Genomic DNA, 26,522 nt, shown 5'->3' on the forward strand with positions numbered 1-26,522 from the left:
TAAAGGCGCCCTTTGCATCTGGGAAGAAGATGCGAGCGTTTCTCCAGTGATCCCTGACGGGTTTGAAGGGCTGGATGTACGCCATGCGGGCGACAGTCAGATCCTCATTCTCAGGTATCTCGGCGTGTAGCCCAGAGCGACCCTATATATAAAGAGTAGAAGAAGGCCTTTCCGATGTGGTTTCGGGAAGGCCTTTTTTGTTGCCCTCCCCTCTGTGTGCTGGATAGAGGACCGCCGTGATGTGTGAGTGCGCTCAATGATGGCGCAGGTGGGCGAGGACTGTGAGCAGAGGCGAGCTTGGGGTCTTCAGCCCGAACTGATTGAAGCAGGTCGTTGCTGCCCGGCATTCTGAGGTGATGACACCGTGTTGTGGCGGAGGATCTGGTCCGGTGTGGGTGGGCTGGAGGATGCATTGGCCCTCTGCCTCCTGAAAAACAGAGATTTGCGGGATTGAGGTTCACAGTTCGCATTGCAGCGCGTCAGTCCTCAAAAGAACGCAAACTTCCCCAAAACAACGCAAAATTCGAATACTTGTAAATACTATCACTATACTTATCATGGAGCATCACGCCTCCCTGATACGGACCTCATTTGTGTCTATGATTCGAATGACGCAGCTTGCATAGGAAAAGGGCTCGCAAATCTGCGTAATGATTTTTTAACGAACAATAACAATGGCTTAATTCGATAAAAAGCACCCCTGAAATGCATTTGTTACATCTACCTAGTTTGGGATAAAAGCGTTGCAGGAATGAAACAGCGGTTTCGATTAGCTTGATAACTCTAGGTTATTTTTAGAGTTATTATTGCATAAACAAGCATGTGCTGGCATCAATTGCTGCAGGGAATTCGCGTACACAACAATAAAATTAGTTTTGCTTAGGCAGCATTTGGGCCGCCTTAAGTAGTTTTGTCAATAAACCTTGTTTGAGGAGTGGGTTTCTACCCGATTTAGGAGTCGAATTATGCGCCACTTTACAACTAGCGCCGCAGCAGCGCTTATGATGAGTGCCACTCCGGTCCTTGCAGCCGATCTTCCCGTTGCACCGGAGCCCGTAGAATATGTCCAGATTTGTGACGCCTACGGTACTGGATATTTTTATATTCCAGGCACAGATACCTGTTTGAGAATTCGCGGTCGTGTTCGTGCAGAATACCGTTTCAACAACTTTGGGGCGGCCCCAAGCGACTGGTCTGAGCGGACAAGAAATTCAACATCCACTCGTGCACGTGGCTACCTCCGCATGGACGCCCGAACTCAAACAGAATACGGCTTGCTTCGTGCTTACATTGATTTGTTCGGAACAGTCGACACACCTGGCTTTATTCAGGATGACAGCTCTGTTCCTAACGTGAACAACCCAGTCGGCTCTTTTGGGGTTGAACAGGACAACACTGTTATGACGCTTGATTATGCGTTCGTACAGTTTGGCGGCATGACCATTGGTCGTGCACAGTCCTTCTATGACTTCTGGACCGGTTATGCCTACGGTGCGATCACCACCGTTGCGTACTCTGACCAAAACCTCTGGCTTGCTGGTTATACCTTCGATTTGGGTAACGGCTTGTCCACCAGCTGGTCTGTGGAAGACAGAACAGCTCGCCAGCAGAACCTCTTTACTGGTGAATATCTTGACTCAACCGGATTTAACCAAGGCTACGGCGGCATGCGCTTCCCTGACCTTGTTGCTAACATCCGACTTGATCAAGGTTGGGGTTCCGCACAGATCATGGGTGCTCTAACTGAGATCCGTTATCTTGAATCTTACCCTTCTGGGTTGCTCGGCTGGGCCGTCGGTGGTGGTTTTGAATTTGACCTACCATTCTTCACTAGCACGCTCTCCGGTTTCCAGGGTGTTGTTCAGGCAACCTTCTCACAGGGTGCGCTTGGTTACGTAAACAGTGACTGGCAGAACGTAGTCTGGGATGCGACCTCACTTACAGATGGTGAAGACGGAATTGCAACCGGTTGGTCCATCGCATGGGGTTTCCAAGCCGACTTCTCTCCTGAGTGGAACGCAGCAATTCAGGCTTCTTTTGCTAACGCTCGCTCCAAGTTCCTTTGGAACCAAAACCAGTGGGATGTTGTCGGTAAGGTTGGCTGGACACCAGTTAGCGGCTTCGAAATCGGTACTGAAGTTGCCTATCGAAACGTAGCGAATGGGAACCTTTACCCCGATAACTCTACTAACGGCGGTAACCCAACTCGCCCACTCGGCCAACAGGATATCATCTCAGTCCTGCTCCGTGTTCAACGGGACTTCTGAGGCCACATGTCAGAACCCATCGATTACCTAGTGTAATCGAGAATACGAACTGGAAGAGGCGGATCATTGATCCGCCTCTTCTGGTTTTTGCCGTATAAATTAGTGGCGACCAAACAAGCGTTCGATATCGGAGAGCTTCAGCTCTATCCAGGTTGGTCTTCCGTGATTGCATTGTCCTGACTTTGGCGTTGCTTCCATATCGCGAAGTAGATTGTCCATCTCTTCAGGTCGCATTCTTCGCCCTGCTCTGATCGATCCATGACATGCCATTGTTGCAGCCACCAGATCCAGCTTCTCTCTGATGCGGGTTGAGCTGTCAAACTCCGAAAAATCGTCGGCAAGATCCTGCACAAGCGCTTTGATGTTAAGGCGTTTGAGCATGGATGGGGTTTCTCGCACTGCGATTGCCCCCGGACCGAAACGCTCCAGAACAAGGCCAACTTCTTCAAGCTCAAGCGCACGCTCTTCCAGTCGTGCGACATCCTCTTCAGGGAGATCGATAATTTCCGGGATGAGCAGCATCTGCCGAGACACATCGCGCTTCGACAAGTCCTCTTTCAGCTGTTCATAGACAAGCCGCTCATGGGCTGCGTGCTGATCTACGATGACCAACCCGTCTTTGGTTTGCGACACGATGTAAGTTTCGTGGATTTGCGCTCTGGCGGCACCAAGCGGGAAGTTTTCCCGGTCTTCCGGTAACTGATGTCCGTGGGCTCGCGAGTCTGCGGATGGCGCGTCGACCAGTTGGTAGGCCTGTGCGCCCTGCTCGTTCGCTGGCAACTGAGACTGCGATTGATCCATTGGTGCTGAATAAGGTGCATTGGCTTCCATCAGACCCAACTGCATTTCGCTGGATCCGACTTCCGGGATATCTGCAGCACTCCACACACCTGCAGGACCTTCTTCCGGTCGATAGGACGATTGTTGCCATGAATAGTTTTGAGGGGCTTCTCTATTGCCTTGCGGCGTATGTATAGATGCGCCTGAATGAACATTGAAGCCTGCGCTTTGCCCCATTGGGCGGATGGCGTTGATTGCAGATTGCGTGTTTGCTGTGGATGCTCTGAAGCCAGATTGAACGAAGGCATTCTTCAGCGCACCGATCATCAATCCACGAACCAGCTGACCATCTCGGAAGCGTACGTCTGCCTTTGCTGGATGTACGTTTACATCCACTTGGTGAGGGTCAAGATCAATGTTGAGCACTACAATCGGGTGGCGATCACGAGATAGCACGTCTGAGTATGCTGCTTTCAGGGAGCCCAGGAGCAATTTGTCTCTGACTGGGCGGCCATTTACGAAGAAAAACTGGTGCTGTGAGTTGGCGCGGTGGAAGGTCGGCAGGCCTGCATATCCGTACAGATGTACTCCTTCCCTCAGCGCCTCAATCTCCATAGCGTTCTTTGTAAACTCAGCGCCCAGTATTTGTCCGATCCGAGCGAGATCTGCATCATCTCCTGTACAAGCTGGCAGTTCCAGCTGCCGGCGGTCTGATCCAGAGAGGGTGAACCTGACAGTTGGGTTTGCAAGAGCGATGCGCTTGATGATTTCCGTGATCACGGTTGCTTCAGCACGGTCGGACTTCAGGAACTTCAGACGGGCGGGCACAGAGAAGAAGATATCTTTCACTTCTACGCGTGTTCCGGAGTTCAATGCAGCTGGTTCAATATCATTGTCCTGGCCGCCTTCAACTTCGATTTTCCAGGCGTGAGGTTCCGAGGCATGGCGTGTGGTTATTTCCAGACGTGAGATCGCGCCAATAGATGGCAGTGCCTCTCCGCGGAAACCCATGGTCCGGATGTCCATGAGATCATCTTCAGGCAGTTTAGATGTACAATGGCGGCGGACAGCTAGTTGAAGGTCTTCCTTCGTCATGCCTGCACCATTGTCCGTGATACGCAGCAGGCTTTTGCCACCGGTCGCGGTGACGATCTCGATGCGCGTAGCACCAGCATCAACTGCATTTTCAACCAGCTCTTTGACGACACTTGCAGGCCGCTCGATCACTTCACCAGCGGCAATTCTGTTAATTGTCGTATCGCTAAGTTGTCTTACCGCCATAACCGCTCCGTCTCAAAAGTTGTTCTGCATATACATGGCGCATCCAAATCATATTTGTGACAGAGATTTGCGCTCAGTATCAATGCAAGATGAGCAATGATTATATCTACTTGTCGTCGCCACCTGCTCAGGCTATGAGGATTTGGCTCAACTCTACTCTTTTTTCAAGAGCGTATCCAAGTTTCCTCCAAGAGAACATCATATGAAGCAGCAATCCCCCATCACTGGCCTCAGCCAGATTGCAGATCAATTCAACAGCATTCTATGTGATGTCTGGGGTGTTTTACATAATGGAGTGAGGGCATTTCCGGCAGCAATTGACGCACTTGAGACCTATAAGGCGCGTTGTGGCAAGCCTGTCGTTCTGATTACCAACGCACCGCGCCCATCCCATGAGATTGAAGAGCATCTTCGCAGTTTGGGTGTTCCACAAACCTGTTATGACTCGATTGTCTCGTCCGGTGATGTTGTTCAGGCTGATCTGCGCACCATAGATCATGCGAAGGTCTACCACATTGGCCCTAAAAAGAATCATAGCCTGTTTCACGGTGCGAGTTTTGACTTTGTGGAGCCAAATGCTGCGGACATTATCGTCTGTTCAGGTTTGAATAACAGGCGCGTGGAAGAGCCAGAGGATTACCGCTCTCATTTTGAAGAGTTATTGAAGCTGGATCTTCCGCTCATTTGCGCTAACCCAGACATTGTTGCTGAACAAGGCGACAAGTTGGTCTGGTGTGGAGGTGCACTCGCAAAGCTTTATGAGGAGATGGGTGGCCGTGTCATCATTACGGGCAAGCCTTTTCATCCGATCTACGATATGGCGCGAGCAGAACTGAATGTGCATGCAGGCAGAACGATTGAAAAAACTGAGATTCTGGCAATTGGTGACGGTTTACCGACTGATATCAAAGGTGCGAATGCCCAGGGCATCCACGCTTTGTTTTTGACGGAAGGTATTCATGCAGCGGATCTGACAGGGGATGCCGAAGCCGTTGAAAGCATGCTTAAGGCAGAAGGCCTGCATGCGCACAGTTTTATGGGGCGCCTGAGCTGGTAAAACTAAAGCAGTTTGCACCATTTCAGGTCAACAAACTGCTTTTAGATTTCTTGTTTGTGGGCAGTGCCACTGACAAATTGATCGCAAGTAAAATCAGGCGAACAGCTTGTCGATATCGTCCTGCTGCACATCACCGAGCATAGCATCAATCTCATCCTGAGAGACGCCTTCGCCCTTGTGCTGCGGGCCATGGAGGATCAGCTCACGCTTGCGGCGCTCTTCATCCGTTTCTTCCCCGCCCTGTTCGTTATGAGCTTCTTGCTCAAGACGTAAACGTTCGACGAAGTTGGAAACACGCTCATCAATCGTATTCAGGGTGCTGACAACTTTAGAAATGCGTTGTCCAGTAATATCCTGAAACGCGCAGGCCTGAAAAATCTCCATAACCTGATTGTTGACGGTGTCCTGATAGGTCTGAGTGTCCTCAGGATCAGCTGCCATGATGGCCTCAGCTGCTTCCATGATTGAATGTGTTGCTTCCTCTGTTGAAGAAACAATAGCATCCAGCTCCCGACCAGCGTCAGGGATATGATTATCTCTCATATCTGCGACACGAAGCTTACTGATTTCGGCTTTCATCCGTGCAATTTCCGCGCCGATTTCTGCCAGTTCCACGGTCACTGCAGGTTGGATGTGCTCAATGATGTCCCCCATTGAACCTGTCATAACCTCTGCAAGGCCCATCACATCAGTTAGTGTGACTTCGCTAGATTTCTCACGGCTTTCTTCCAGAAAATCGATGAGTTGCTGAATATCAATTTTGGTCAAAACACTTCCCTTTGCCTGTGTAGGGAACGTCTCCTCCAGCAGGCAAAATCGCCTGCCGGGTCAGAGCTCTACCCGACCTTGTAACCGGTCAGTTGGGTGCACAGAAGGGTTTGGGGCGCTCTCGTTATCGCGTCCTCACCCCAGCCCATATTCTTCAATTGTGCGCAAAGCAAATTAGTCCGCGAATACCGCTTCGATTTTGCCTTTAAGAGTTTGCGCGTTAAACGGCTTAACGATGTAGTTGTTAACCCCTGCCTTTTTGGCAGCGATCACGTTTTCCGTTTTAGACTCAGCCGTCACCATGATGAATGGCGTCTTACACAGAGCAGCATCCTGTCTGACCTGCTTGAGCAGCTCGTAGCCAGTCATAGGTTCCATGTTCCAATCCGAGATCACCAGGCCGTAGCGGCGCTGCTTCATTTTCTCGTAGGCCTCAGTGCCATCAGCCGCATCATCGATGTCCGTAAAGCCAAGTTGCTTCAACAAGTTCCGAATGATTCGAATCATGGTCTTATAATCATCGACAACCAGAATTGGCATCTGAAGATCAAGGGCCATGTACAACTCCATATTCTCAAGAGGCTGTCGTTGCCTCTCTGCTATACTCACGGCGACCACGACATTGTTCGGTCACACTGGACGCAGGTGTCCTTCCAAATAAAAGGGGTCCCCACCAATTCAACTTCGCGAAATTAACCGCCCTACGTTATAGTTAGGTTAATTTCTCCAATACGATTTCAATAATGCTAAAAGCCTAATTGTTTTTTAGAGGTCCGCTTACTAGCGTTTCCGCGCGTTTTACCGGCAATATTGCCTGTGGTTAATTCGAGGAAACACTATGCTCAGCCTTCGTCCACTCGCTTATGAAGACCTTTCAGTCGGCATGACCGAAGTTTTCGTAAAGCACGTCAGCTCTCAAGACATCGTAGGATTCGCAGAGGTTTCCGGTGACAGAAACCCAATCCATTTGTCGGAGCATTTTGCAGCAAAGACCCCTTTCAAAACTCGTATTGCGCACGGTCTTTACACTGCGAGCCTTATCTCAGCCGTACTTGGAACGCGATTACCGGGCCCAGGTGCAATTTATTTGTCTCAATCTTTAAATTTTCGCGCGCCTGTGTATATCGGCGACGATATTGAGGTGCGCGTAAGCGTTGCAGAGCTGATCGACAAGGGCAATCGCGCTAGGTTGGATTGCCAGTGCCTGGTCGAAGGCAAGGTGGTTTTGGAGGGGGAAGCGATGGTCAAAGTCCCTGCTCGCGCCGACATGGATATTCCGCTTTAAGCTGAAATTCCTGCACAGGACTTGAAGTTTCTTGTGTCCGGCCCGGCAAACTCCATCTCAAGAGCTTGACGGGGCGGACTTCTCACGGCACCGTCTCGCAAAATTCCAGATGTTTGGAGTATGCTGCGCTCTACGCATTCGCGCGTCAGACTCTGAATCTCTCTATTCACGCGTATTTTAATCCGAAAACCGGAGCCACTTTTCGGTAATACGCTCAAGCGGGAAGTACAGTTCATGGGTGAGCCGATCAAACAGGCGCATTCTTTTCAGCATATTACCGACCTTGCGCAGTTTCCCGACAAACTGCGCGGCGGCGTTGTTGCTATTGGGAATTTTGATGGTGTTCACCGCGGACATCGGGCTGTCCTTGATTTAGCGCGTGATGAAGCTTCAAAGCGCGGTGTTCCGGCCCTCGCCATGACATTTGAACCACACCCACGCACCTTTTTCCGGCCTGATCAGCCTGTGTTTCGTTTGACGCCTGCACATGTCAAAGCAGAGATCTTTGAAGCGGAACATCTGGATGGCGTGATCGAACTGCCCTTTACAAAAGAGTTTGGCGGTATGGCCGCTGAAGATTTTGTGAAGGACATTCTGGTTGGACGCCTTGGCATTTCCCAGAGCATCACTGGCTATGACTTCCACTTTGGGAAGGGGCGTCAAGGAACACCTGAGTTTCTTGAGCAAGCTGGTGAAGCCCATGGATTTGCCGTGACCATCGTTGGCGCAGAAGGTGACGAAGGGGGAGAAATCATCTCTTCCAGCCGTATCCGCGCCGCTCTTGCTGAAGGCGAACTGGCAGTGGCAAACGGCTTACTTGGGTATCGTTATTTTGTTGAAGCGACCGTTCAACACGGTGAGAAGCGTGGCCGCGAGTTGGGATACCCAACTGCGAACCTGAAGCTTGCCGATAATTGCGAGCTGAAAGAAGGCGTTTATGCCGTTCAGATCAAAATTGACGGTGTGATGCATGATGGTGTGGCCAGTTTTGGTCGTCGTCCAACTTTTGATGATGGCGCACCGCTGCTTGAAGTGCATGTGTTTGACTTCACTGGTGACCTATATGAAAAGCCAGTCACAGTCTGCTTCGTCGGATTTATCCGTGCCGAACTTAAATTTGACGGTATTGAAGCCTTAATTAGCCAAATGGATCAGGATAGCGCTGAGGCACGGGCAATGATTGCCTCCATGCGACCGCTCTCTCATCTGGACCAAATGCTCAATGCTGACGGGTAGTCACCCCCTTTAGAAAGATAGTTCATGACATCAGCGGCTACGAGAGCTGGCACTGCCAGCTCTGATAATGTGTTGCATGGCGTACTGCTGATGATGTGCGGGTTGCTCATTCTATCGAGCACCGATGGCGTGGTGAAATACCTCTCAGAGTTTTTCTCTCCTTTGACGGTCGCGTTCTTCCGCTTTGCCGTGCAGCTCGTCATAATTCTGGCGATTGCCACTTTTCAAAAACGGAGCTGGCTCAGTCTTTTGAAAGAGACCACCTTGCCCTTGTTCTGCCGTGGCTTGCTGCTTGCGGTGGGCTCGGTGTTCATTGTGTTTGGGTTAAAGTACCTGCCATTGACAGATGCGACGGCAATTTTCTTTGTGCAGCCGGTTATTCTTGTTGTTCTGTCCTCAGTCTTTCTGAAGGAGAGAGTTGGTCCAAAACGTTGGCTGGCGGTATTGATTGGGTTTGCTGGTGTGCTTGTGATCATGCGCCCCAGCACCGGCGTTTTCCAACCGGCGAGCCTTCTCGTTTTAGCGGCTGCGTTTACATTTGCCTGCTATCTGATGCTGACACGCAAGCTCTCCGGGCAATCCTCTCAGCTCGCCATACAGTTCGCGACTGGCTTTGCTGGCAGTCTCTTTATTTTGCCGATCATCATTTATGCTTGGCTGACTGGTTTTGGTGGAGATCTGGTGATTGTCAATCAGGAGGCCAACTTTACGCTGCCAACAATCCTGTTATGCTGTCTTGGTGCCACTGGCCTGATCGCGCATGTTTTGCTGGTCAAAGCCTTTGAGAGAGCACCGGCATCTGTATTGGCTCCAATCAATTACGTTGAAATTTTCTCGGCAACTACAATCGGTTACCTGGTCTTCAATGAAATCCCAGACGAGTTTGTCTGGGTTGGCGTTGGTATGCTTATCTGCAGCGGACTGATACTTGCAAATGCAGAGAGAAAACCCTCTCCCTCATAATATTGAGGGGCGGAACAGATACTCTTTAGATAACTGCACTGAATAGCCCGCTACCGGCACTTTCTTTTGGTTGCGCAAAGGAATAGCTGGTGCGTCAATATAGGCCCTTACCCTCTGCGCTGGCTTTGATATGTCAGCGTATCCCCATTATCCGAGAGCAACATGACAACAACAACCGCCTCGACAGATAGTCATACCTCCAATGCCGGGCTACATGGCATTCTGTTTATGGTCGCCGGAATGTCTCTGGCCCCCCTGATGGATGGCACGGCCAAGTATCTTAGTGCGTTCATTTCGCCAGTTGAGGTGTCGCTTGGCCGCTTCCTGTGTCAGGCGATTATTGTTCTCGTGATTGCGGGTTTCATGGGCCGTTCGTTCGGCTCTTTGATGAAAGAGGTCAACCGTATTCAGCTGGTGCGCGGTGCTTGTCTCGCGATTTGCTCAATCTTCTTCTTCACCTCTCTTAAATACATGCCTTTGGCGGATGCGATTGCGATCTTCTTTGTGCAGCCGATGATCCTGACTGTACTTTCTGCCGTTGTTTTGAAGGAAAAAGTAGGTGTGCGCCGTTGGGCGGCTGTTGTGGTTGGCATGATCGGAGCGCTGATCATTATCCGTCCAGGATCCAGCGCTTTGGGTTGGCCATCTCTGTTGCCACTTGCTGCCGCGACCTCCTTTGCAGTTTATCTTGTTCTGACGCGCAAACTTGCAGGGAGTGCCTCTTTGCTTGGCATTCAGTTCGCGACGGGTATTGCTGGTGTTTTGACGCTGACACCGCTTGTTATCATCGCAAGCCTGCTTGGGTTTGAAGCTGCCGCCTGGACAACACCGGATCTTACTCATCTGCCATTGTTCGTGTTGATGGGCATCATCTCGTTTGCTTCACACGGCTGTATCGTGCTTGCGTTTGACCGAGCCCCTGCCTCCGTTCTTGCACCGCTCAGCTATACCGAGATCATCAGTGCAACGATTGTCGGCTTTGTGCTGTTTGGGGACATTCCGGACATGTTTGTCTGGCTGGGTGTGGCTTTGATTGCAGGTGGCGGGCTTTACATTGCACACCGTGAACGGACCGCTGCGAAGCGTCAGGCGGAAAGTGAAGAGCTTGTCGACAGCTCACCCAAGCGCCATTACTGACGATTGGGTCGTGGGTTCCGTCTTCAGGAAAATTGCGCTTGGTCTTGAGAATATTGAGCTTTGTTGTTAGAGGCTCTTTATTCCTAGGATAAGCGCTGCTAAAAGCACTCATTATGTTAGCCGAGTTTGAAGATAACAGGACTGCTCCTTTGACCTTACTCAAGGTGTGCCAATTTCGAATTATTGGCCCGGCCTTCAGTTGAGACGCCCGCTGGCGCCCTGAAGTACCGGGAGACCTCCAACCGTCACAGAGACGGCGGGATTTTCAAACTTGCGCAAATTCCTGCGCTTTACCAAATGCCTATGGGCAAACAAATGCCCACATAAGCGGACTGCCAAATGACCGATACACCGAGCCGCGATTATTCGGACACGCTCAACCTGCCTAAAACTGAGTTCCCAATGCGGGCAGGCCTTCCAAAGAATGAACCTAAGATCCTTTCCAAGTGGTTGGACAAGGACCTTTACAAGGTGATGCGCGATCAATCCGCAGGTCGCCCTAAGTTCATCCTGCATGATGGCCCTCCTTATGCGAACGGTAACATCCATATTGGTCATGCGCTGAACAAGACCCTGAAGGACATCATCAACCGCTCCATGCAGATGCAGGGCTTTGATGCGAACTACGTTCCTGGCTGGGACTGCCATGGTCTGCCGATCGAATGGAAGATCGAAGAGCAGTATCGCAAAAAAGGCAAAAACAAAGACGCTGTGCCGATCAACGAATTCCGTAAGGAATGCCGTGAATTTGCGGACAAGTGGATTGACGTTCAGCGCGAAGAATTCAAGCGCCTTGGTATTGAAGCAGACTGGGACAACCCATATCTGACCATGCGCTACGACAGTGAAGCTGTGATCGCAAAAGAACTGATGAAGTTCGCGACATCCGGCCAGCTGTACCGTGGTTCCAAGCCTGTGATGTGGTCTATTGTTGAAAAGACCGCTCTTGCTGAAGCGGAAGTGGAGTATGAAGACCATATCTCCCACACCATCTGGGTACCGTTCAAAGTAGTCTCTACCTACAGAGATGAACCAAACGCAAATGGTGTTGAATATGAACCAATGGAAGCAGCATTCATTCGTGAAGCTTCTGTTGTGATCTGGACAACCACTCCATGGACTATCCCTGCGAACCGAGCGATCTCCTTTTCCAAAGACATCAGCTATGGGCTTTATGAAGTCACTGAAGCTGAAGACGATAATTGGGCCAAGGTTGGTGCAAAGTACATCATCGCTGATAAACTGGCAGAATCTGTCTTTGAAGCAAGCAGAGTAGCAGGCTACAAAAAGCTGTTTTCTGTAGACCCTTCACGTATCGAATACTGCGCGCATCCGCTGCGTGGTGCTGAAGGCGCTGGCGACTACTTCGACTTCAACGTGCCGATGCTTGCCGGTGAGCACGTCACCGATGATGCTGGTACTGGCTTCGTGCACACCGCTCCTGGTCATGGTCAGGAAGATTTCCAGATGTTCCTGGACAACCGGGAAGCCTTTGCAAAAGCGGGCACTGAGCAGGTTCCGATGACCGTTCAGCCGGATGGTTCCTACTATACGCATGTGCCGCTGTTTGAAGGCAAGTACATTCTTGACCGTAAGGGCAAAGAAGGCTCCACCAACAAAGCTGTTATCGAAAAGCTGACAGAAGTTGGCGGTCTGATGGCTCGTGGCCGTGTGAAGCACTCCTATCCGCACTCCTGGCGCTCTAAAGCACCGCTGATCTTCCGTAACACGCCGCAGTGGTTTGTTTACATGGACAAGGAGCTTTCCGAGGAAGCCAAAGGTGACACTCTGCGTGCTCGCGCGCTGAAGGCGATCTCCGAGACACGTTTTGTGCCAGCAACTGGCCAGAACCGTCTGAACGCCATGATCGAAGCGCGTCCTGACTGGGTTCTTTCCCGTCAACGTGCATGGGGTGTGCCGATCACCGTACTTGTGAACAAGGAAACCGGTGAAGTTTTGAAGGACGAAGCAGTTAACGCGCGTATCTTCGAAGCCTTCCAGAATGAAGGTGCGGATGCATGGTTTGAAGAAGGCGCAACACAGCGCTTCCTTGGCGATGCATATGATGCTGAGAACTTCGAAAAAGTCGAGGACATCCTCGACGTATGGTTCGATTCCGGCTCAACACACGCCTTCTGCATGGAACGCCGTGAAGACCTGAACCCGAACCGTAAAGGTTTGGGTGGTGACGACTACGTGTTGTACCTTGAAGGTACCGATCAGCACCGCGGCTGGTTCCACTCTTCCCTGCTGGAAAGCTGTGGTACTCGCGGTCATGCACCATATGACGCTGTTCTCACCCACGGTTTCACCATGGATGAGCAAGGCCGCAAGATGTCCAAGTCTTTGGGCAACACGGTTGCACCTCAGGACGTCATCAAGCAGTACGGCGCTGACATTCTGCGTTTGTGGGTTGGTTCTGTCGACTATGCTGAAGACCAGCGTATCGGCCCTGAGATCATCAAGACCAACGTTGATGCCTACCGCAAGATGCGCAACACTCTGCGCTTCATGCTTGGGTCTCTTGGTCACTATGACGGCGAAGAGATTGCTCTTGCTGACATGAATGAGCTTGAGCTGTTGATGCTACACCGTCTGGCCGAGCTGGATGTGCTGGTTCGTGATGCCTATCAGGCGTTCGACAGCAAGCGTGTGTTCTCTGCTCTGTTCAACTTCATGACTGTTGAGTTGTCCGCGTTCTACTTCGATATCCGCAAGGATGCGCTGTATTGCGATGCTCCGTCTTCCACAAAGCGCAAAGCCTCTCTTTATGTGATTGAGCAGCTGTTCCGTCATCTGACCATGTGGCTGGCTCCAATCCTGCCATTCACCATGGAAGAGAGCTGGATCTACCGTTACGGTGAAGCGACAACTTCTGTGCACCTGCAGCAGTTCCCTGCTGTTTCTTCTGCGTGGAGAAACGATGAGCTGGCAGCGAAGTGGGAGAAGGTTCGTGCGGTGCGCCGTGTGATCACTGGTGCATTGGAAATCGAACGCCGTGAAAAGCGGATCGGTTCTTCTTTGGAAGCACATCCAACCGTTTACATCTCAGATGCAGACCTGATGGCTGCTCTGGATGGTCTGGACGCTGCAGAAATCGCGATCACATCTCAGCTGAACCTGTCCTCTGACAGCGCTCCTGAAGGTGCGTTCACGTTGGAAGACACTGCTGGTGTTGGCGTTGTGCCAGGTCTTGCTGAGGGCAACAAGTGTGCCCGCTCCTGGAAGATCCTGCCAGAAGTTGGTGCAGACGCTGAGTATCCTGAGCTGACACTGCGCGATGCGGATGCAATGCGCGAGCTGGATGGCGCGACTGTTTAAGCAAACGATGTGACGAGGGAATTGACCTTGAAGAAACTGAAGTTTTGGGGACATCACAGTTCCCTCGTCCTCCTCCTTGCCATAGCTGGTCTGGTTGTTGATCAGATTGCCAAGTTCTGGGCTGTCGCTCATTTCTCAGGTGGCGGTATTCCTACAATCCCAGTTGGCCCTTTTCTGGATCTGGTTCTGGTCTGGAACAAAGGCGTTTCCTACGGATTTTTCCAGCAAACGACAGAGCTTGGCCGCTGGGGATTGGCAGCCTTTACGGTTGTTGCCTCAGTTTTCATCTGGTTCTGGAGTGCGAGCGCAAGTAACCGGCTGGAAGGTTTCTGCCTCGGGCTGGTTCTCTCCGGCGCCCTGAGCAATGGTTTTGACCGCCTCTATTATGGCAAAGTCGTCGATTACCTCTATTTTCATGTTGGGGAATTTTCCTGGTACGTCTTCAATCTTGCCGATGCATGGATTGTTATTGGCGCTGCTGGTTTGCTGCTCGACACCTTATTTATTGGCAAAAATAAGGATAGCCAGCCCTAAAACTGCCTAATTCTCAATTATATGTGGGGAATATCGGGTGCTTCTGGGCATAACTACACACTTAGGGCCTTCATGGTTTCGTGATTCCTGTTTTAAGGTGGCATCACTGGATTATGAGGACTACAGATTTCGCAGGCTGTCATTTGACCCGTGATGCCTGTCAAACGCCGTTTTGATGGTGATCGGGAAACAAGGGTAATGAAATTGCAAAGCCGTAGCAAAAAATTCGTTGTTCGGGCCACTTTTGTTTGCGGGCTCTCTCTCGCACTATCCGCCTGTATGACAGGTAATGGTGACTTCGATGATGGCACTGAAACCACCGATTTGAGTTTGATGACGGGTGTCTTGAGCGCTGTTGGTCTTGAGTCTCAGAAAAACACTGACATCAAGTACAAAGAGCGTGCTCCGCTTGTTATGCCGACACAGGCTGGCAACCTTCCGCAGCCAGATTCCCGCAAGCTTTCTGAAGTTGCTAGCAACTGGCCGGTTGACCGCTCCAAGGAAGAACTTGAAGAGATCCGCGCGTTCTACAAGGTAGAGCCAGGTGAGCCTTTGAGCATTGAGCAAATGCGCGGCCACCCTGCGTTGGAGAAAGCAGCGGCTCGCCCTCGCGATTTCGCAGCTGAGAAACGTCAGCAGCAGCTTCTTGATGGTGACAAGCTGAGCCCGACTGAACTTGCAGCTCTTGGCAAGCAATATCAGGCTGCCAAAAAACAGCTTGGTGGCAAAGATGTGGAAGCACCGATTTGCGCACCTGGCGATCCAAGTTGTACGCCGACACGCAAATACCTGACCGAGCCTCCAGTGGCTTACTCCACGCCTGTTGCAGGCGTTGCTTTTGCGACCCCGGAAGTGGACGAAAGCGAAGAAGTTCGCAAAAAGCGTGAAGCAGCAGCAATTGAAGACGGCGCTCGTATCGATATGAGCAAGCAGTAAGAACTTCTCTAACAGAGAGTTCAAGTCTTACTGAAAGCCTGAGTAAACTATGAAGCAAGCGCGACGATGTTCGCGCTTTTTTCATTATAGCTGCAATAGATTACGAATAATTCACGAGGAGATTAACCACAATCACGGTATAGGTAGGGCAGCTGTGTCCTGCTCATTTTAAAGGGAGCCCCCTACGTGACTGGTCGATCTCTCGCGCTTAAAGCCCTCGCTTTGAGTCTGGTTGTTTTCGCAAGCCCTGTATTGCCCGTGGCTGCGGATACGACAGGGAAAGCTTCAATCGAAGACTTTTCAAAAATACACATCGGCGGAACCGATGTTTCCCAAACCACTCTCGACAATGGCCTTCAGGTGGTTGTCATCCCTGACCGACGCGCCCCGATTGTGACCCACATGGTGTGGTACCGCGTTGGCGGAGCAGATGAAAAACCCGGTAAATCCGGCATCGCGCATTTTCTTGAACATCTCATGTTCAAAGGAACCAAGAATACACCAGAGGGTGAGTTCTCCAAAAAGGTTGCTCAGGTAGGTGGTCAGGAAAACGCCTTCACTTCTCAAGACTACACGGCCTATTATCAGCAGGTTGCCAAAGAGCATCTGGAAATGGTGATGGGCTATGAGGCTGATCGCATGTCCAACCTGATCCTGACTGAAAAGCAGGTTGATCCAGAACGGGATGTGGTGCTCGAAGAGCGTTCCCAACGCGTGGATCGCAGTCCCGCGGCCAGATTATCTGAGACATTCGATCAGGTCCTGTTTCCGAACAGCCCCTACGGTATTCCGGTGATTGGCTGGAAAAACGAAATTCAGGCGCTGAACAAAGACGACGCTATCGCCTTTTACGACAAGTACTACACACCAAACAACGCAATCCTGATTGTCGCCGGTGATGTCACCTCGGAAGACGTTCTGGCCCTTGCCAAGAAGACCTATGGCAAGGTTGAGCAACGTGCAGACCCGGGACCACGAGATCGTCCGCATGTCCAGATCGTGCCAGGTAATCGCGAAGTCAGCCTGCAGAGTGATCAGGTTGCCCAGCCAAGCCTGCAACATGGCTGGATCGTACCAAGCTCAACCACTGCTGAGCCGAGTGACTCTGAAGCTCTTGAAGTGCTTTCAGACATTTTAGGTGGCGGTGCTAACAGCCGGCTTTACAAAGCGCTGGTGATTGAAGGCGAAGTCGCAACCAGTGCTGGAGCCTGGTACCAGTCTACCGCTTTGGATGACACCCGCTTCATTCTTTACACCTCTCCCAAAGATGGCGTTGAGCTGGAAGAACTGGAGAAGCGTGCTCTGGCAATCGTGAATGACGTTCTTGAGAATGGTGTGACAGCTGAAGAAGTGGAACGTTCTAAACGCTCTATGCTGGCCTCTGCCATTTACGCGCAAGACAAGCAAGACGTGCTGGCGCGCATCTTTGGGACAGCTCTGACCACAGGCGGTTCTGTTGAGAAGGTTCAGACCTGGCCTGCTCGCATTGCCAAAGTGACACCTGAACAGGTTCAGGCAGTTGCACAGAAGTACCTTAGTGAAACCAGTGTGGCGAGCTATCTGATGCCTGCTGCAAAACCTGAAAATGCAGAGTGAGAGGGGACGCTCGATGAAAGCTAAAGTTCTTATGGCAGCTTCTGCCTCCGCTTCCCGCATGACGGCAAGTTTGTTTGCGTTGCTGGCCTTGTCATTCCTGTTCGTCGCTACCTTTGTGCAGAACAGTCAGGCTATTGAGATCCAAGAGGTTAAAAGCCCCGGAGGTATCACAGCATGGTTGGTGGAAGACTATACTGTTCCAATCATAGCGCTGAACTTTGCGTTTGCAGGTGGTAGCTCTCAGGATTCAGATGCAAAGCTGGGTGTGACCAACCTCTTGAGCACCATGCTTGATGAAGGGGCTGGTGATCTGGATTCCCAAGCCTTTCAAGGACGTCTTGAAGATCTGACAATGAGTCTGTCCTTCAGTTCTGGCCGCGACTTCTTCTATGGGTCTTTCCAGAGCTTGCAGGCCAATAAAGATCACACCTTCGAGATGCTTCGTCTGGCTGTGAATGAACCACGTTTTGACAATGATCCTCTTGAGCGGATGAAAGCACAGACGATCTCTGGCATTCGTCGTAGCCTGAAGCGCCCAGATGCTCTGGCTGGTCTGAATTTGTCCAAGACCATCTTCCCGGATCACCCTTATGGCCGCCCAAGCCGGGGAACTGAGGATACGGTTGCCAAGCTGACTTCTGATGATCTGAAAACACAGCGCGCAAAGATCTTTGCAAAGGACTCTTTGAAGATCGGCGTTGTGGGAGCCATTAGTGCTGATGAGCTGGCCAGCGTTCTGGACAAAGTCTTTGCTAATCTGCCTGAGAACGGTGATTTGGTTGCGATTCCCAATGTGGAGCCTGTGACAGATAAGGCTGTTCACGTTGACTTTGAGAGCCCACAGACCTCCATTCAGTTCGCTCTGCCGGGTTATGAGCGTCATGATCCGAAGTTCATGTCTGCCTTCGTGATGAACCACATTCTGGGTGGTGGCTCATTCTCCTCATGGCTCTATGACGAAATCCGTGAGCAGCGTGGTCTGGCTTACTCCGTTGGTTCTTATCTGGTTCCTTACAAGCACGCAGCGCTGTTGATGGGGTCCACAGGTACACGCTCGGACAAAGCTGGTGAAGCGATTGATATCATCAAGAAGCAGATGGTGCGTATGGCGCAGACTGGGCCTACTCCGGCAGAACTTGAAGAAGCGAAGTCTTATCTGACTGGCAATTACGCTCTCAACTTTGACAGCTCCAGCAGCATTGCCCGTCAGCTGACAGGCATTCAGACCCAGGAGCTGGGCATTGATTACATCGACAAGCGCAATGAGATGGTTGAAGCCGTGACACTGGAAGGTGTTCGTGAGGTTGCTCAGGACATGTTTGATGGCATTGAGCCAACCTTTGTTACGGTTGGCAAACCACTGAACTAACTCTTACTCAAAGCAGGAAAAACAAGCAGGCGAGTTGATGAAAATCAGCTCGCCTCTTTCTTTAGTGACCGCGGATTTGGCGCGCCTTGCAGAACGTCTGCACGGACAGGACGCGGCGGTGAGAACAGGAAGCCCTGCGCACAGCGGATGTCCATTTCCAGAAGCTCCAGCACGGCGCCTTCGCTCTCCACGTGATCCACGATCAGCTCAATGCCATAGCGTTGCAGCAAACTGCCAAAATCAGCCGGATGGATGTTGCTCTTGGCCAGATCATCTTCATGCAATAACAGGCGCGATGCGTGCAGCTTTGCAAAGCGGAAGCCGCGATCAGCCAAAGCGCGGAAGTCCATGCGCAGATCGGTGATGCGATCCACAGAGAACCGGAAGCCCAGCTCAGCCAGAGCAGCGAGGCTCTCATACTCAATCGCGCTCATGACGGCGACATCAGCCTGCGAGAATTCGAAGATCAACAGATCTGAGTATGTGTCGTTGGCGCGCACGAACTCCAGAAAGCCCGGGAAGAAGTTTTCATCCATGAGCGTGCTTGGAGACAGGTTACAGAACAAGCCTGCTTCTCTGTTGCGGGTTGCCAGACGCTTCAGGATCTGAAGGGAACGGAACAACAAAATGTTGTCGATCGCTGGCATTTGGCCGGTGCGATCCGCTTCCTGAAGGAACTCGATTGGCTCCAGCGTGTCGCCATTGGCTTTGCGCAGACGCGTCAGGGCTTCGTAATAGCGAACACGGCGCTGTGGCAATGTCACGATTGGCTGAAGGTAGAGGTCCACCCTGCCGGCTTCGATGCTTGCACGAATTTCTTCGGCAAGAGCGGCATTGGGGTGATGCATGCGCGGAGCTGCCGGGCGCTTCATCTCTGGTGCGCGCGTCTCAGCAAACGGTTCCTGCACCGCACCCATCGGTTGACTTGCTGCCATTGACTGGCCTGCTGCGCTCGCAAATGCAGCAGCTGCCTGACTGGCCAGATCAACAGATGGTTCTCTCGCCGCTGCCTGCGGAGCGGCCAGGCGCTGAGCTGGTTGAGGCTGAAGCTGTGCCTGCTTGGTGCGCTGGTCCTCGATGGCAATGCCCTGATCCTCGATCCGGGTTTCCATGTCGGCCATGGCTTCGGCCATCTGCTTCACCAAAGAACCGATTACCTCCACTTCAGCAAACAACGGGTCGATCTCTTCCCGTGTGCGGCGCGGAATGTTGTGCTCGACGCCAGTTAGGCGGCCTTCGAGGTTCCCGACATCATCATCGATGACTGCAATCCGCTCTTCCAAGCGATTGACAGCGTCAGATACCGCGGATTTTTCCTGAGAGCGGGTCAACATGAAATGGATGAAGATCATGGTGCACATCGCCGTGAAGGCAACGGTGATGGCCTCGCCAACCGGACGCGCAAAAAGGTAGACCATCACAGTGCCACAAGAGGCCGCAATGGCTGAAATAGAAAACAAAATGGAAATGTTCGCCAAGCGCGTCATATCCTCAAGAGTACCTGTTGGTCCGAATCACAAAATACATACCTGAATTTTGCCGCATTTACTGAGGTCGTTCGAACCCTATACCCATTATATTTCTAGGGAAAACCCGTGTTGTCCCCGCAAGAATGACAATAGAGCTACATATATCATCAGCGCATACGATTTTCGTCACAATCCCGAGCTGAACTTCGACGCGCGATTCTGGCGAACAATGATATTTATCGGGTAAGAAAGTTGCTCGAAGCGTTCTGCGTGAAAGAAATTAACTGCATAATGCAATCAACCTCGAAAACGAAAAGGGTTTGTTTACCCTGTTTGCACAAACTCAGGGTGTCGAATGATTTTCGACCTGATGTATTGATTTTTGAGGTTGCCTGCCAATGGGATCCCCCAAAGCTACCAATAGGTTTTTGAACGCCTGTGTCGTCGACACTAATCGTGCAGAGGCTCGTAAAACCAGTAGTGCTTTGTCGAAGCATGTTACCAGCGGACAACCTGCGCATGTTCTTGCGAGCAAAGAACATGCTGTCGCCTTTTTGCGACATACCCCAATCAATATCGTTATTGTCGATCTTGAATGCATCGGCGGAGAAGCCGAGCTTTCCGAGATTGTCGCTGCTGCGCCGCGCGCGGTTATGATTGCGGTCAGTGCCAAGGGGTCTGTGAGCCGTGCCATGAATGCCATGCGCAATGGCGCTCATGACTTTTTAACCAAACCCTACACAAGCGAAATGCTTTTGGAGAAACTTGAAGCACATCTGGGTGTCTTCAAGAGAGCGGCACCCTCTCCTTCCCTTTCAGCCGCGACTGGCTCTGAGGCGATTGTCTCCAGCGTCACGTCTGGACCAGCTGCTCAGTTTGAAGGGTTTGTTGGTGCTTCCAATCGCATGCAAAGCGTTTATGCGCAGATCAACCGGATGGCCACATCCAGCGCACCAGCCTTCATTACCGGAGAATCAGGTACAGGCAAGGAACTGTGTGCACAGGCACTGCATGCCAGATCGGCACGCAAAGGCGGGCCTTTTGTCGCAATCAACTGTGGAGCGATTCCGGCCAATTTGATGGAGTCCGAGATCTTCGGTCATGCACGCGGTGCCTTTACCGGAGCAGATGAAGCCAGAGCTGGTGCAGCAGAGCTTGCCGATGGGGGAACTTTGTTCCTTGATGAGATCGGTGAAATGGAACTCTGCCTGCAGAGCAAGCTTTTGCGTTTCCTTCAGACTGGCTCCATTCAACGGGTTGGAGAGCATAAACCACGCTCGCTGGATCTGCGCGTTATCTGCGCAACCAACAGAGACCCGAAAACAGAGATCACTGCTGGTCGCTTCCGTGAGGACCTGTTCTATCGTCTCCACGTGCTGCCGATCCGTCTGCCAGCTCTTCGTGAGCGCCGCGAGGACATACCGTCCCTCGCTCAAACATTCTTGAAGAAGTATACCGCAGAAGAAAATCGCAGATTTCAGCGTTTTTCGACCTATGCAGAAGCTCTTTTGTTGCAGCACAGCTGGCCGGGTAATGTGCGCGAACTGGAGAATGTCATTCGCCAGCTTGTGGTCATGAATGACGGTGATGAAGTCACTGAACTCATGCTCTCTCCTTTGCTGCGTGACCAGGCTGTTCCTGTTCTTTCCGAGATTGCCTTCAGCACAAGCGAGCCTATGCCTTCCATGGGGCGTTCTATCGAACCGCTGTGGTTTCAGGAAAAGCAGATTATCGAGACCACGCTTGAAACTTTTGACGGCAACATTGCCCTTGCAGCTGCCGCTTTGGAAATCAGCCCCTCGACCATCTACCGGAAGAAGCAATCCTGGGCTGAACGAGCTGGTGCCTGATCAATTGCGTGGTAATTGCTTAACCATCGCATGAGGAATGTCTTCGTGACGCATATCTAAGCTGCCTCAACAAATGGGGCAGTATTGTCTCCCTTAGATTTAAGAGCTATACCACCGCCAAGAATCAGGTGAGTGCCGCAGATATTGTGTTCTGCTGGCTCTAGGGGGCTAACAATGCCATTTACAGTGAGAGGGATGTCAGCTTACGCAAAAGCTGCAGCCTGTTCTATTTTTGCGGTTGCTTTGTTGGGTAGCGCTGCATCTGCTGAAGACAAGAGTGCGCCGAGCGCTGGCTTTAAAGCTGCTCAGGACGCCTACACCATTGCCTGGCAGCAGCAGCCACTCGCTTTTACGGCAGCAAAATTCATCGCACTACCAGCTGAGAGTTATGGGGCTTACACGCCTCTGGAGACGACAGAGTTCCAGAGCGGTGATCCATTGACCGTTTATGCTGAGCCTGTTGGCTTCTCTTACAAAGAGATGGGCAGCACATATGCGATTGATCTGAGTGTTGACTTTGAACTGCGCAACACCACTGGTCAGGTGCTTGCTTCTCAGGACGGGTTTACCGCCTTGCACTCGGCAAGCTTCAACCAAATCCGCGAGTATCAGACATCTTTGAGCTTCAACCTTAAAGGGCTGCAAGCTGGAGACTATGTGCTGAAGGTGCAGTTTAACGACGAGAACTCGGAAAAGTCCGGCAGCTTTGAGCTTCCGTTTTCCATGAAGGACGCGCCTCTTCAGAATTAGAGCATGTTGCGTTCATATGCATTCACGCACCAAGCTCTAACTCTTTAATTTTGCGCGTATTCTTATCCAAAAACCGGAACCACTTTTCGGGAACACGCTCTAAGACCTGAAAGCTTCCTGTTAAAGTTCAAAAGCTGGCTTTAATCTTAAAGCCGGCTTTTCTTTTGCGCTGATTCCGGAAATTCCCGTGCAGGCAGCACAGACAGTCCATTCGTCTAGGGTGAGTTGAGACTGTTCCCAAATTGCCCCCAATTTCTCGCAGTATTCCTATATTTTTTGCGCTCCAAAATATTTTTTTGCTGCTCTCTCCTTGACTATACCAGAGGGTGAAACTACATCATTTCACGGTTGTTAGCACTCTGCCTTTGGGAGTGCTAATCACTGTGGGCCCGCAAGGTTTCACCCACTCTCAAAGTTTTTAACCTTCGCGTCCGGGCGTTGCCTAAAAGGGGCGCTCGCGTATGAGAGGAAGAGCCAATTATGAAGTTTCGTCCGCTACACGACCGTGTTGTCGTTCGCCGCATTGAGTCTGAAGAAAAAACAGCTGGTGGCATCATCATTCCTGACACTGCAAAAGAAAAGCCACAGGAAGGCGAAGTTATCGCTGTTGGCGCTGGCGCACGTAAGGACAACGGTGAGCTGATCGCTATCGACGTTAAAGCTGGTGATCGCGTTCTGTTCGGCAAATGGTCCGGTACTGAAGTTAAGATCGACGGTGAAGACCTGCTGATCATGAAGGAATCCGACATCATGGGTATCCTGGCTTAATTCCAGGCCATTGTTGAGACCCTACGATCCCTTCTGTTATTCAAGAATTTAAGTGAGACAAAACCATGGCTGCTAAAGAAGTCAAATTCGGCTCCGATGCCCGCGACAAGATGCTTAAAGGCGTTGACATCCTTGCAAACGCTGTAAAAGTTACCCTCGGTCCTAAAGGCCGTAACGTTGTTTTAGACAAGGCATTCGGCGCACCACGCATCACCAAAGATGGTGTTTCTGTTGCGAAGGAAATCGAACTCGACGACAAGTTCGAAAACATGGGCGCACAGATGGTGCGTGAAGTTGCTTCCAAAACCAACGACATTGCTGGTGATGGCACAACAACTGCGACTGTTCTGGCGCAGGCGATTGTTAAAGAAGGTGCAAAGTTCGTTGCTGCTGGCATGAACCCAATGGACCTGAAGCGCGGCGTTGACATGGCAACTGCTGCTGCTGTTGCTGACCTGACCGCACGTTCTAAGTCTATCTCTTCTACTGACGAAGTTGCACAGGTTGGCACAATCTCTGCTAACGGCGACACTCAGATCGGTGAAGACATTGCTGAAGCAATGCAGCGCGTTGGCAACGAAGGTGTTATCACCGTTGAAGAAGCTAAGTCTCTTGAGACTGAGCTTGAAGTTGTTGAAGGTATGCAGTTCGACCGCGGTTACCTTTCTCCATACTTCGTCACCAACGCTGAGAAGATGATTGCAGACCTGGAAAAGCCACTCATTCTCCTGCACGAGAAAAAGCTTTCCAACCTGCAGCCAATGCTTCCAATCCTTGAAAGCGCTGTTCAGTCTTCCCGCCCACTCATCATCATCGCTGAAGATGTTGAAGGTGAAGCACTGGCAACTCTCGTAGTGAACAAACTGCGTGGTGGCCTGAAGATTGCTGCTGTTAAAGCTCCTGGCTTCGGTGACCGTCGTAAAGCAATGCTTGAAGACATCGCTATCCTGACCGGTGGTACCGTGATCTCCGACGATCTCGGCATCAAGCTGGAAAACGTGACTGTTGACATGCTCGGCACTGCTGACAAAGTGAACATCACCAAGGAAACCACCACCATTGTTGATGGTGCTGGCGAAAAAACTGACATCGAAGCACGCGTTTCCCAGATCAAAGCTCAGATCGAAGAAACTTCTTCTGACTACGACCGCGAAAAGCTGCAGGAACGTCTTGCTAAGCTTGCTGGCGGTGTTGCAGTTATCCGCGTTGGTGGTGCAACCGAAGTAGAAGTTAAAGAGAAAAAAGACCGCATCGACGATGCCCTAAACGCAACACGCGCTGCTGTTGAAGAAGGTATCGTACCAGGTGGTGGTTGTGCTCTTCTTCGTGCAAAAGCTGCTGTTGAGAAAGTATCTTCCGAGAACGTTGACATTGAAGCTGGTATCAAGATCGTTCTGCGCGCTCTTGAAGCTCCGCTTCGCCAGATCTCTGAAAACTCTGGTGTTGAAGGTTCCATCGTTGTTGGCAAAATCCAGGACAACATTGCGGATGAGACCTTCGGCTTCAATGCTCAGACCGAAGAATACGTCAACATGATTGAAGCTGGCATCATCGATCCAACTAAGGTTGTTCGTACTGCTCTTCAGGATGCTGCATCTGTAGCTGGTCTGCTGATCACTACTGAGGCAATGGTTGCTGAACTGCCTAAGAAAGACTCCGGCCCAGCAATGCCTCCAATGGACGGCGGCATGGGCGGCATGGGCGGCATGGGCTTCTAAGCCAAGCCAACCAACGCTTAAACGAATTAGGGCATCCTTCGGGGTGCCCTTTTTTGCATTGTCACAATCAGCTTCAGCTAGGAAATAACAACTCATGAGTGAACTAAAACAAAAACATCATGAAATTTGGCAAGCAGTCAAAGACCAGATGTCTGACACTAAACTTCCGATTAAACTGAGAAATAATGTTCCCGACGGAAGTTACTACGACATCAAGTTTGGCATACCGAACGCTTATCTAAGTCTCCATTATCTGGATGAAGAAAACTGCGCGAAAGTTATGATCAACTTTCGGAATGAGCCCGGCGAGGCCTACTTCAAAGAACTGCTACGCCAAAAAGAACATGTAGAGACAGCGATCGGCGCATCACTTGATTGGGACCCTGCTGAACATGCCCGATATTGCAGCATCGTGTTATGGAAGAGATATGTTGATCTTGGCACCAACACGACAATGCCAGAGCTTGCAGACTGGTATGTAATCTGGCTCGGAAACTTCCATATGGCACTCTTCCCGCTGCTCTCTGCCATTCCCAAATAGCAATCGAAATGAAAGCACCTGAAATGGTGCTCTTATTTTTTGAATTACGCTTCAACTTGTTCGAGTCTTAAACACTCACCCCGATCTACCAATCTGCTTTGGCTGATAATCGGAGGAATTTCCTATGAAAAATCGTGTGGCGATGGTCTTTGGTGCAACTGGGCTGATTGGTTCTGAAGTGGTTCGGCTGCTGCTTGCCAGTGAGGCGTATGACGAGGTTCATGCAGTTGTGCGCAAAGATCCAGAGATTGAAGATGATAAGCTTCGGTTGCATCTGACCGATTTCAGCGATCTTTCCAGCCTTCAACTGCCAATGAACGTGACGGATGTGTTCTGCTGTCTGGGGACCACGCTGAAGAAAGCCGGCTCAAAAGAAGCGTTTTACGCGATTGACTTCCAGCTTGCCTACGACCTTACGCGGTTGGCGCGTGAAGCCGGTGCTGAGCAGTTTCTCATGGTTTCTTCGATTGGTGCAGCAGCGGGCAGTTCCAACTCCTATCTGAAGGTCAAAGGGGAGCTTGAAGAGGCCGTTCGCACGCTCGCTTTCCCTTCAACAAAAGTGTTCCGGCCCTCTTTGTTGCTGGGTGAGCGTCAGGAGCAACGCTTTGCTGAGGGGCTTGCCGCGTCGGTGCTGCCACGGCTTTCGTTTCTCTTTAAAGGCCCTTTGCGCAAATATCGTCCAATTGAAGGCGCCGCAGTTGCACGCGCACTTGTTGCCGCTGCGCTTGACGGCGAGCGTGGTTTCAGCATTCTGGAAGGCGACGAGATTGCCGATAGAGCTGGCTGAGCGAAAATCTTATCCCCTCGCCCAAATCACCCGCCATACTGATCCTATGTCCACGTACACGGGCAGCTGGCGGAGCGACCGTCAGTGTGGCGTGGGCTGGGCGGGGCTA

The 26,522-nt window shown here is 51.2% G+C and carries 21 protein-coding genes; 17 read left to right on the top strand and 4 right to left on the bottom strand.

From position 1 onward, the window contains the following. The first annotated feature begins 965 nt into the window (after window positions 1–965). Window positions 966–2,267, top strand: a complete 1,302-nt coding sequence (locus PsW74_RS23695; protein WP_063287172.1) for a porin — start codon at window positions 966–968, stop codon at window positions 2,265–2,267. Between the two features lie 99 nt (window positions 2,268–2,366). Here PsW74_RS23695 and mutL read toward each other — a convergent pair whose 3' ends face one another. Beyond that, window positions 2,367–4,328, bottom strand: a complete 1,962-nt coding sequence (mutL, locus tag PsW74_RS23700) for a DNA mismatch repair endonuclease MutL (protein ID WP_063287171.1) — start codon at window positions 4,326–4,328, stop codon at window positions 2,367–2,369. Between the two features lie 202 nt (window positions 4,329–4,530). On the opposite strand from mutL, the gene PsW74_RS23705 reads away from it, so the two are divergent. Next, a complete protein-coding gene (locus PsW74_RS23705) occupies window positions 4,531–5,385 on the top strand; it encodes a TIGR01459 family HAD-type hydrolase (protein WP_063287170.1) in 855 nt (284 codons plus the stop codon). Window positions 5,386–5,478: 93 nt separating this feature from the next. On the opposite strand, the gene PsW74_RS23710 is transcribed toward PsW74_RS23705, so the two are convergent. Continuing rightward, on the bottom strand, window positions 5,479–6,153 hold the full coding sequence (locus tag PsW74_RS23710; protein ID WP_063287169.1) for a protein phosphatase CheZ: 675 nt from the start codon (window positions 6,151–6,153) through the stop codon (window positions 5,479–5,481). A gap of 174 nt (window positions 6,154–6,327) precedes the next feature. Next, window positions 6,328–6,711, bottom strand: a complete 384-nt coding sequence (locus tag PsW74_RS23715; RefSeq protein WP_008552155.1) for a response regulator — start codon at window positions 6,709–6,711, stop codon at window positions 6,328–6,330. 280 nt (window positions 6,712–6,991) lie between these two features. Here PsW74_RS23715 and PsW74_RS23720 point away from each other — a divergent pair, with 280 nt between their 5' ends. From PsW74_RS23720 to PsW74_RS23760, 9 genes are all read left to right on the top strand, one after another. Beyond that, window positions 6,992–7,438 carry a MaoC family dehydratase gene (locus tag PsW74_RS23720; RefSeq protein WP_057464057.1) on the top strand — a complete coding sequence of 149 codons (447 nt, stop codon included), beginning with the start codon at window positions 6,992–6,994 and terminating at the stop codon, window positions 7,436–7,438. A gap of 234 nt (window positions 7,439–7,672) precedes the next feature. Further along, window positions 7,673–8,674 carry a bifunctional riboflavin kinase/FAD synthetase gene (locus PsW74_RS23725; protein WP_063287168.1) on the top strand — a complete coding sequence of 334 codons (1,002 nt, stop codon included), beginning with the start codon at window positions 7,673–7,675 and terminating at the stop codon, window positions 8,672–8,674. Between the two features lie 24 nt (window positions 8,675–8,698). Beyond that, on the top strand, window positions 8,699–9,637 hold the full coding sequence (locus PsW74_RS23730; protein WP_063287167.1) for a DMT family transporter: 939 nt from the start codon (window positions 8,699–8,701) through the stop codon (window positions 9,635–9,637). A 162-nt stretch (window positions 9,638–9,799) separates the two neighbouring features. Beyond that, window positions 9,800–10,774 carry a DMT family transporter gene (locus tag PsW74_RS23735; protein ID WP_063287166.1) on the top strand — a complete coding sequence of 325 codons (975 nt, stop codon included), beginning with the start codon at window positions 9,800–9,802 and terminating at the stop codon, window positions 10,772–10,774. A gap of 339 nt (window positions 10,775–11,113) precedes the next feature. Beyond that, window positions 11,114–14,095 carry an isoleucine--tRNA ligase gene (ileS, locus tag PsW74_RS23740; protein ID WP_063287165.1) on the top strand — a complete coding sequence of 994 codons (2,982 nt, stop codon included), beginning with the start codon at window positions 11,114–11,116 and terminating at the stop codon, window positions 14,093–14,095. Window positions 14,096–14,122: 27 nt separating this feature from the next. Then, window positions 14,123–14,629, top strand: a complete 507-nt coding sequence (gene lspA / locus PsW74_RS23745) for a signal peptidase II (RefSeq protein WP_063287164.1) — start codon at window positions 14,123–14,125, stop codon at window positions 14,627–14,629. Between the two features lie 198 nt (window positions 14,630–14,827). Beyond that, window positions 14,828–15,565 (top strand): hypothetical protein, encoded by a 738-nt coding sequence (locus PsW74_RS23750; RefSeq protein ID WP_208985557.1) that lies wholly within the window; start codon window positions 14,828–14,830, stop codon window positions 15,563–15,565. 186 nt (window positions 15,566–15,751) lie between these two features. Then, entirely contained in the window at window positions 15,752–17,161 is a 1,410-nt protein-coding gene (locus PsW74_RS23755; protein ID WP_063287163.1) for a pitrilysin family protein, read from the top strand. Between the two features lie 13 nt (window positions 17,162–17,174). Continuing rightward, window positions 17,175–18,530, top strand: a complete 1,356-nt coding sequence (locus PsW74_RS23760; RefSeq protein ID WP_063287162.1) for a pitrilysin family protein — start codon at window positions 17,175–17,177, stop codon at window positions 18,528–18,530. 44 nt (window positions 18,531–18,574) lie between these two features. Here the strand turns inward: PsW74_RS23760 and PsW74_RS23765 are convergent, their stop codons facing one another. Beyond that, complete coding sequence (locus tag PsW74_RS23765; protein WP_063287161.1) at window positions 18,575–20,017, bottom strand: EAL domain-containing protein; 1,443 nt, start codon at window positions 20,015–20,017, stop codon at window positions 18,575–18,577. A gap of 380 nt (window positions 20,018–20,397) precedes the next feature. Here PsW74_RS23765 and PsW74_RS23770 point away from each other — a divergent pair, with 380 nt between their 5' ends. The 6 genes from PsW74_RS23770 (at window position 20,398) to PsW74_RS23795 (ending at window position 26,413) form a co-directional block, all read left to right on the top strand. Then, complete coding sequence (locus PsW74_RS23770; RefSeq protein ID WP_063287160.1) at window positions 20,398–21,849, top strand: sigma-54 dependent transcriptional regulator; 1,452 nt, start codon at window positions 20,398–20,400, stop codon at window positions 21,847–21,849. A 174-nt stretch (window positions 21,850–22,023) separates the two neighbouring features. Continuing rightward, window positions 22,024–22,599, top strand: a complete 576-nt coding sequence (locus PsW74_RS23775) for a hypothetical protein (RefSeq protein WP_057464067.1) — start codon at window positions 22,024–22,026, stop codon at window positions 22,597–22,599. Window positions 22,600–23,079: 480 nt separating this feature from the next. After that, window positions 23,080–23,367, top strand: coding sequence for a co-chaperone GroES (gene groES / locus PsW74_RS23780; protein ID WP_057464068.1), 288 nt, complete (start codon window positions 23,080–23,082; stop codon window positions 23,365–23,367). A gap of 65 nt (window positions 23,368–23,432) precedes the next feature. Next, complete coding sequence (gene groL, locus PsW74_RS23785; protein ID WP_063287159.1) at window positions 23,433–25,085, top strand: chaperonin GroEL; 1,653 nt, start codon at window positions 23,433–23,435, stop codon at window positions 25,083–25,085. Window positions 25,086–25,179: 94 nt separating this feature from the next. Continuing rightward, window positions 25,180–25,626 carry a DUF4268 domain-containing protein gene (locus tag PsW74_RS23790; protein WP_063287158.1) on the top strand — a complete coding sequence of 149 codons (447 nt, stop codon included), beginning with the start codon at window positions 25,180–25,182 and terminating at the stop codon, window positions 25,624–25,626. A gap of 124 nt (window positions 25,627–25,750) precedes the next feature. After that, window positions 25,751–26,413 carry an NAD(P)H-binding protein gene (locus PsW74_RS23795; protein ID WP_063287157.1) on the top strand — a complete coding sequence of 221 codons (663 nt, stop codon included), beginning with the start codon at window positions 25,751–25,753 and terminating at the stop codon, window positions 26,411–26,413. Window positions 26,414–26,522: the final 109 nt, after the last annotated feature.

The sequence above is a fragment of the Pseudovibrio sp. W74 genome (assembly GCF_001623085.1).
Taxonomy (GTDB): domain Bacteria; phylum Pseudomonadota; class Alphaproteobacteria; order Rhizobiales; family Stappiaceae; genus Pseudovibrio.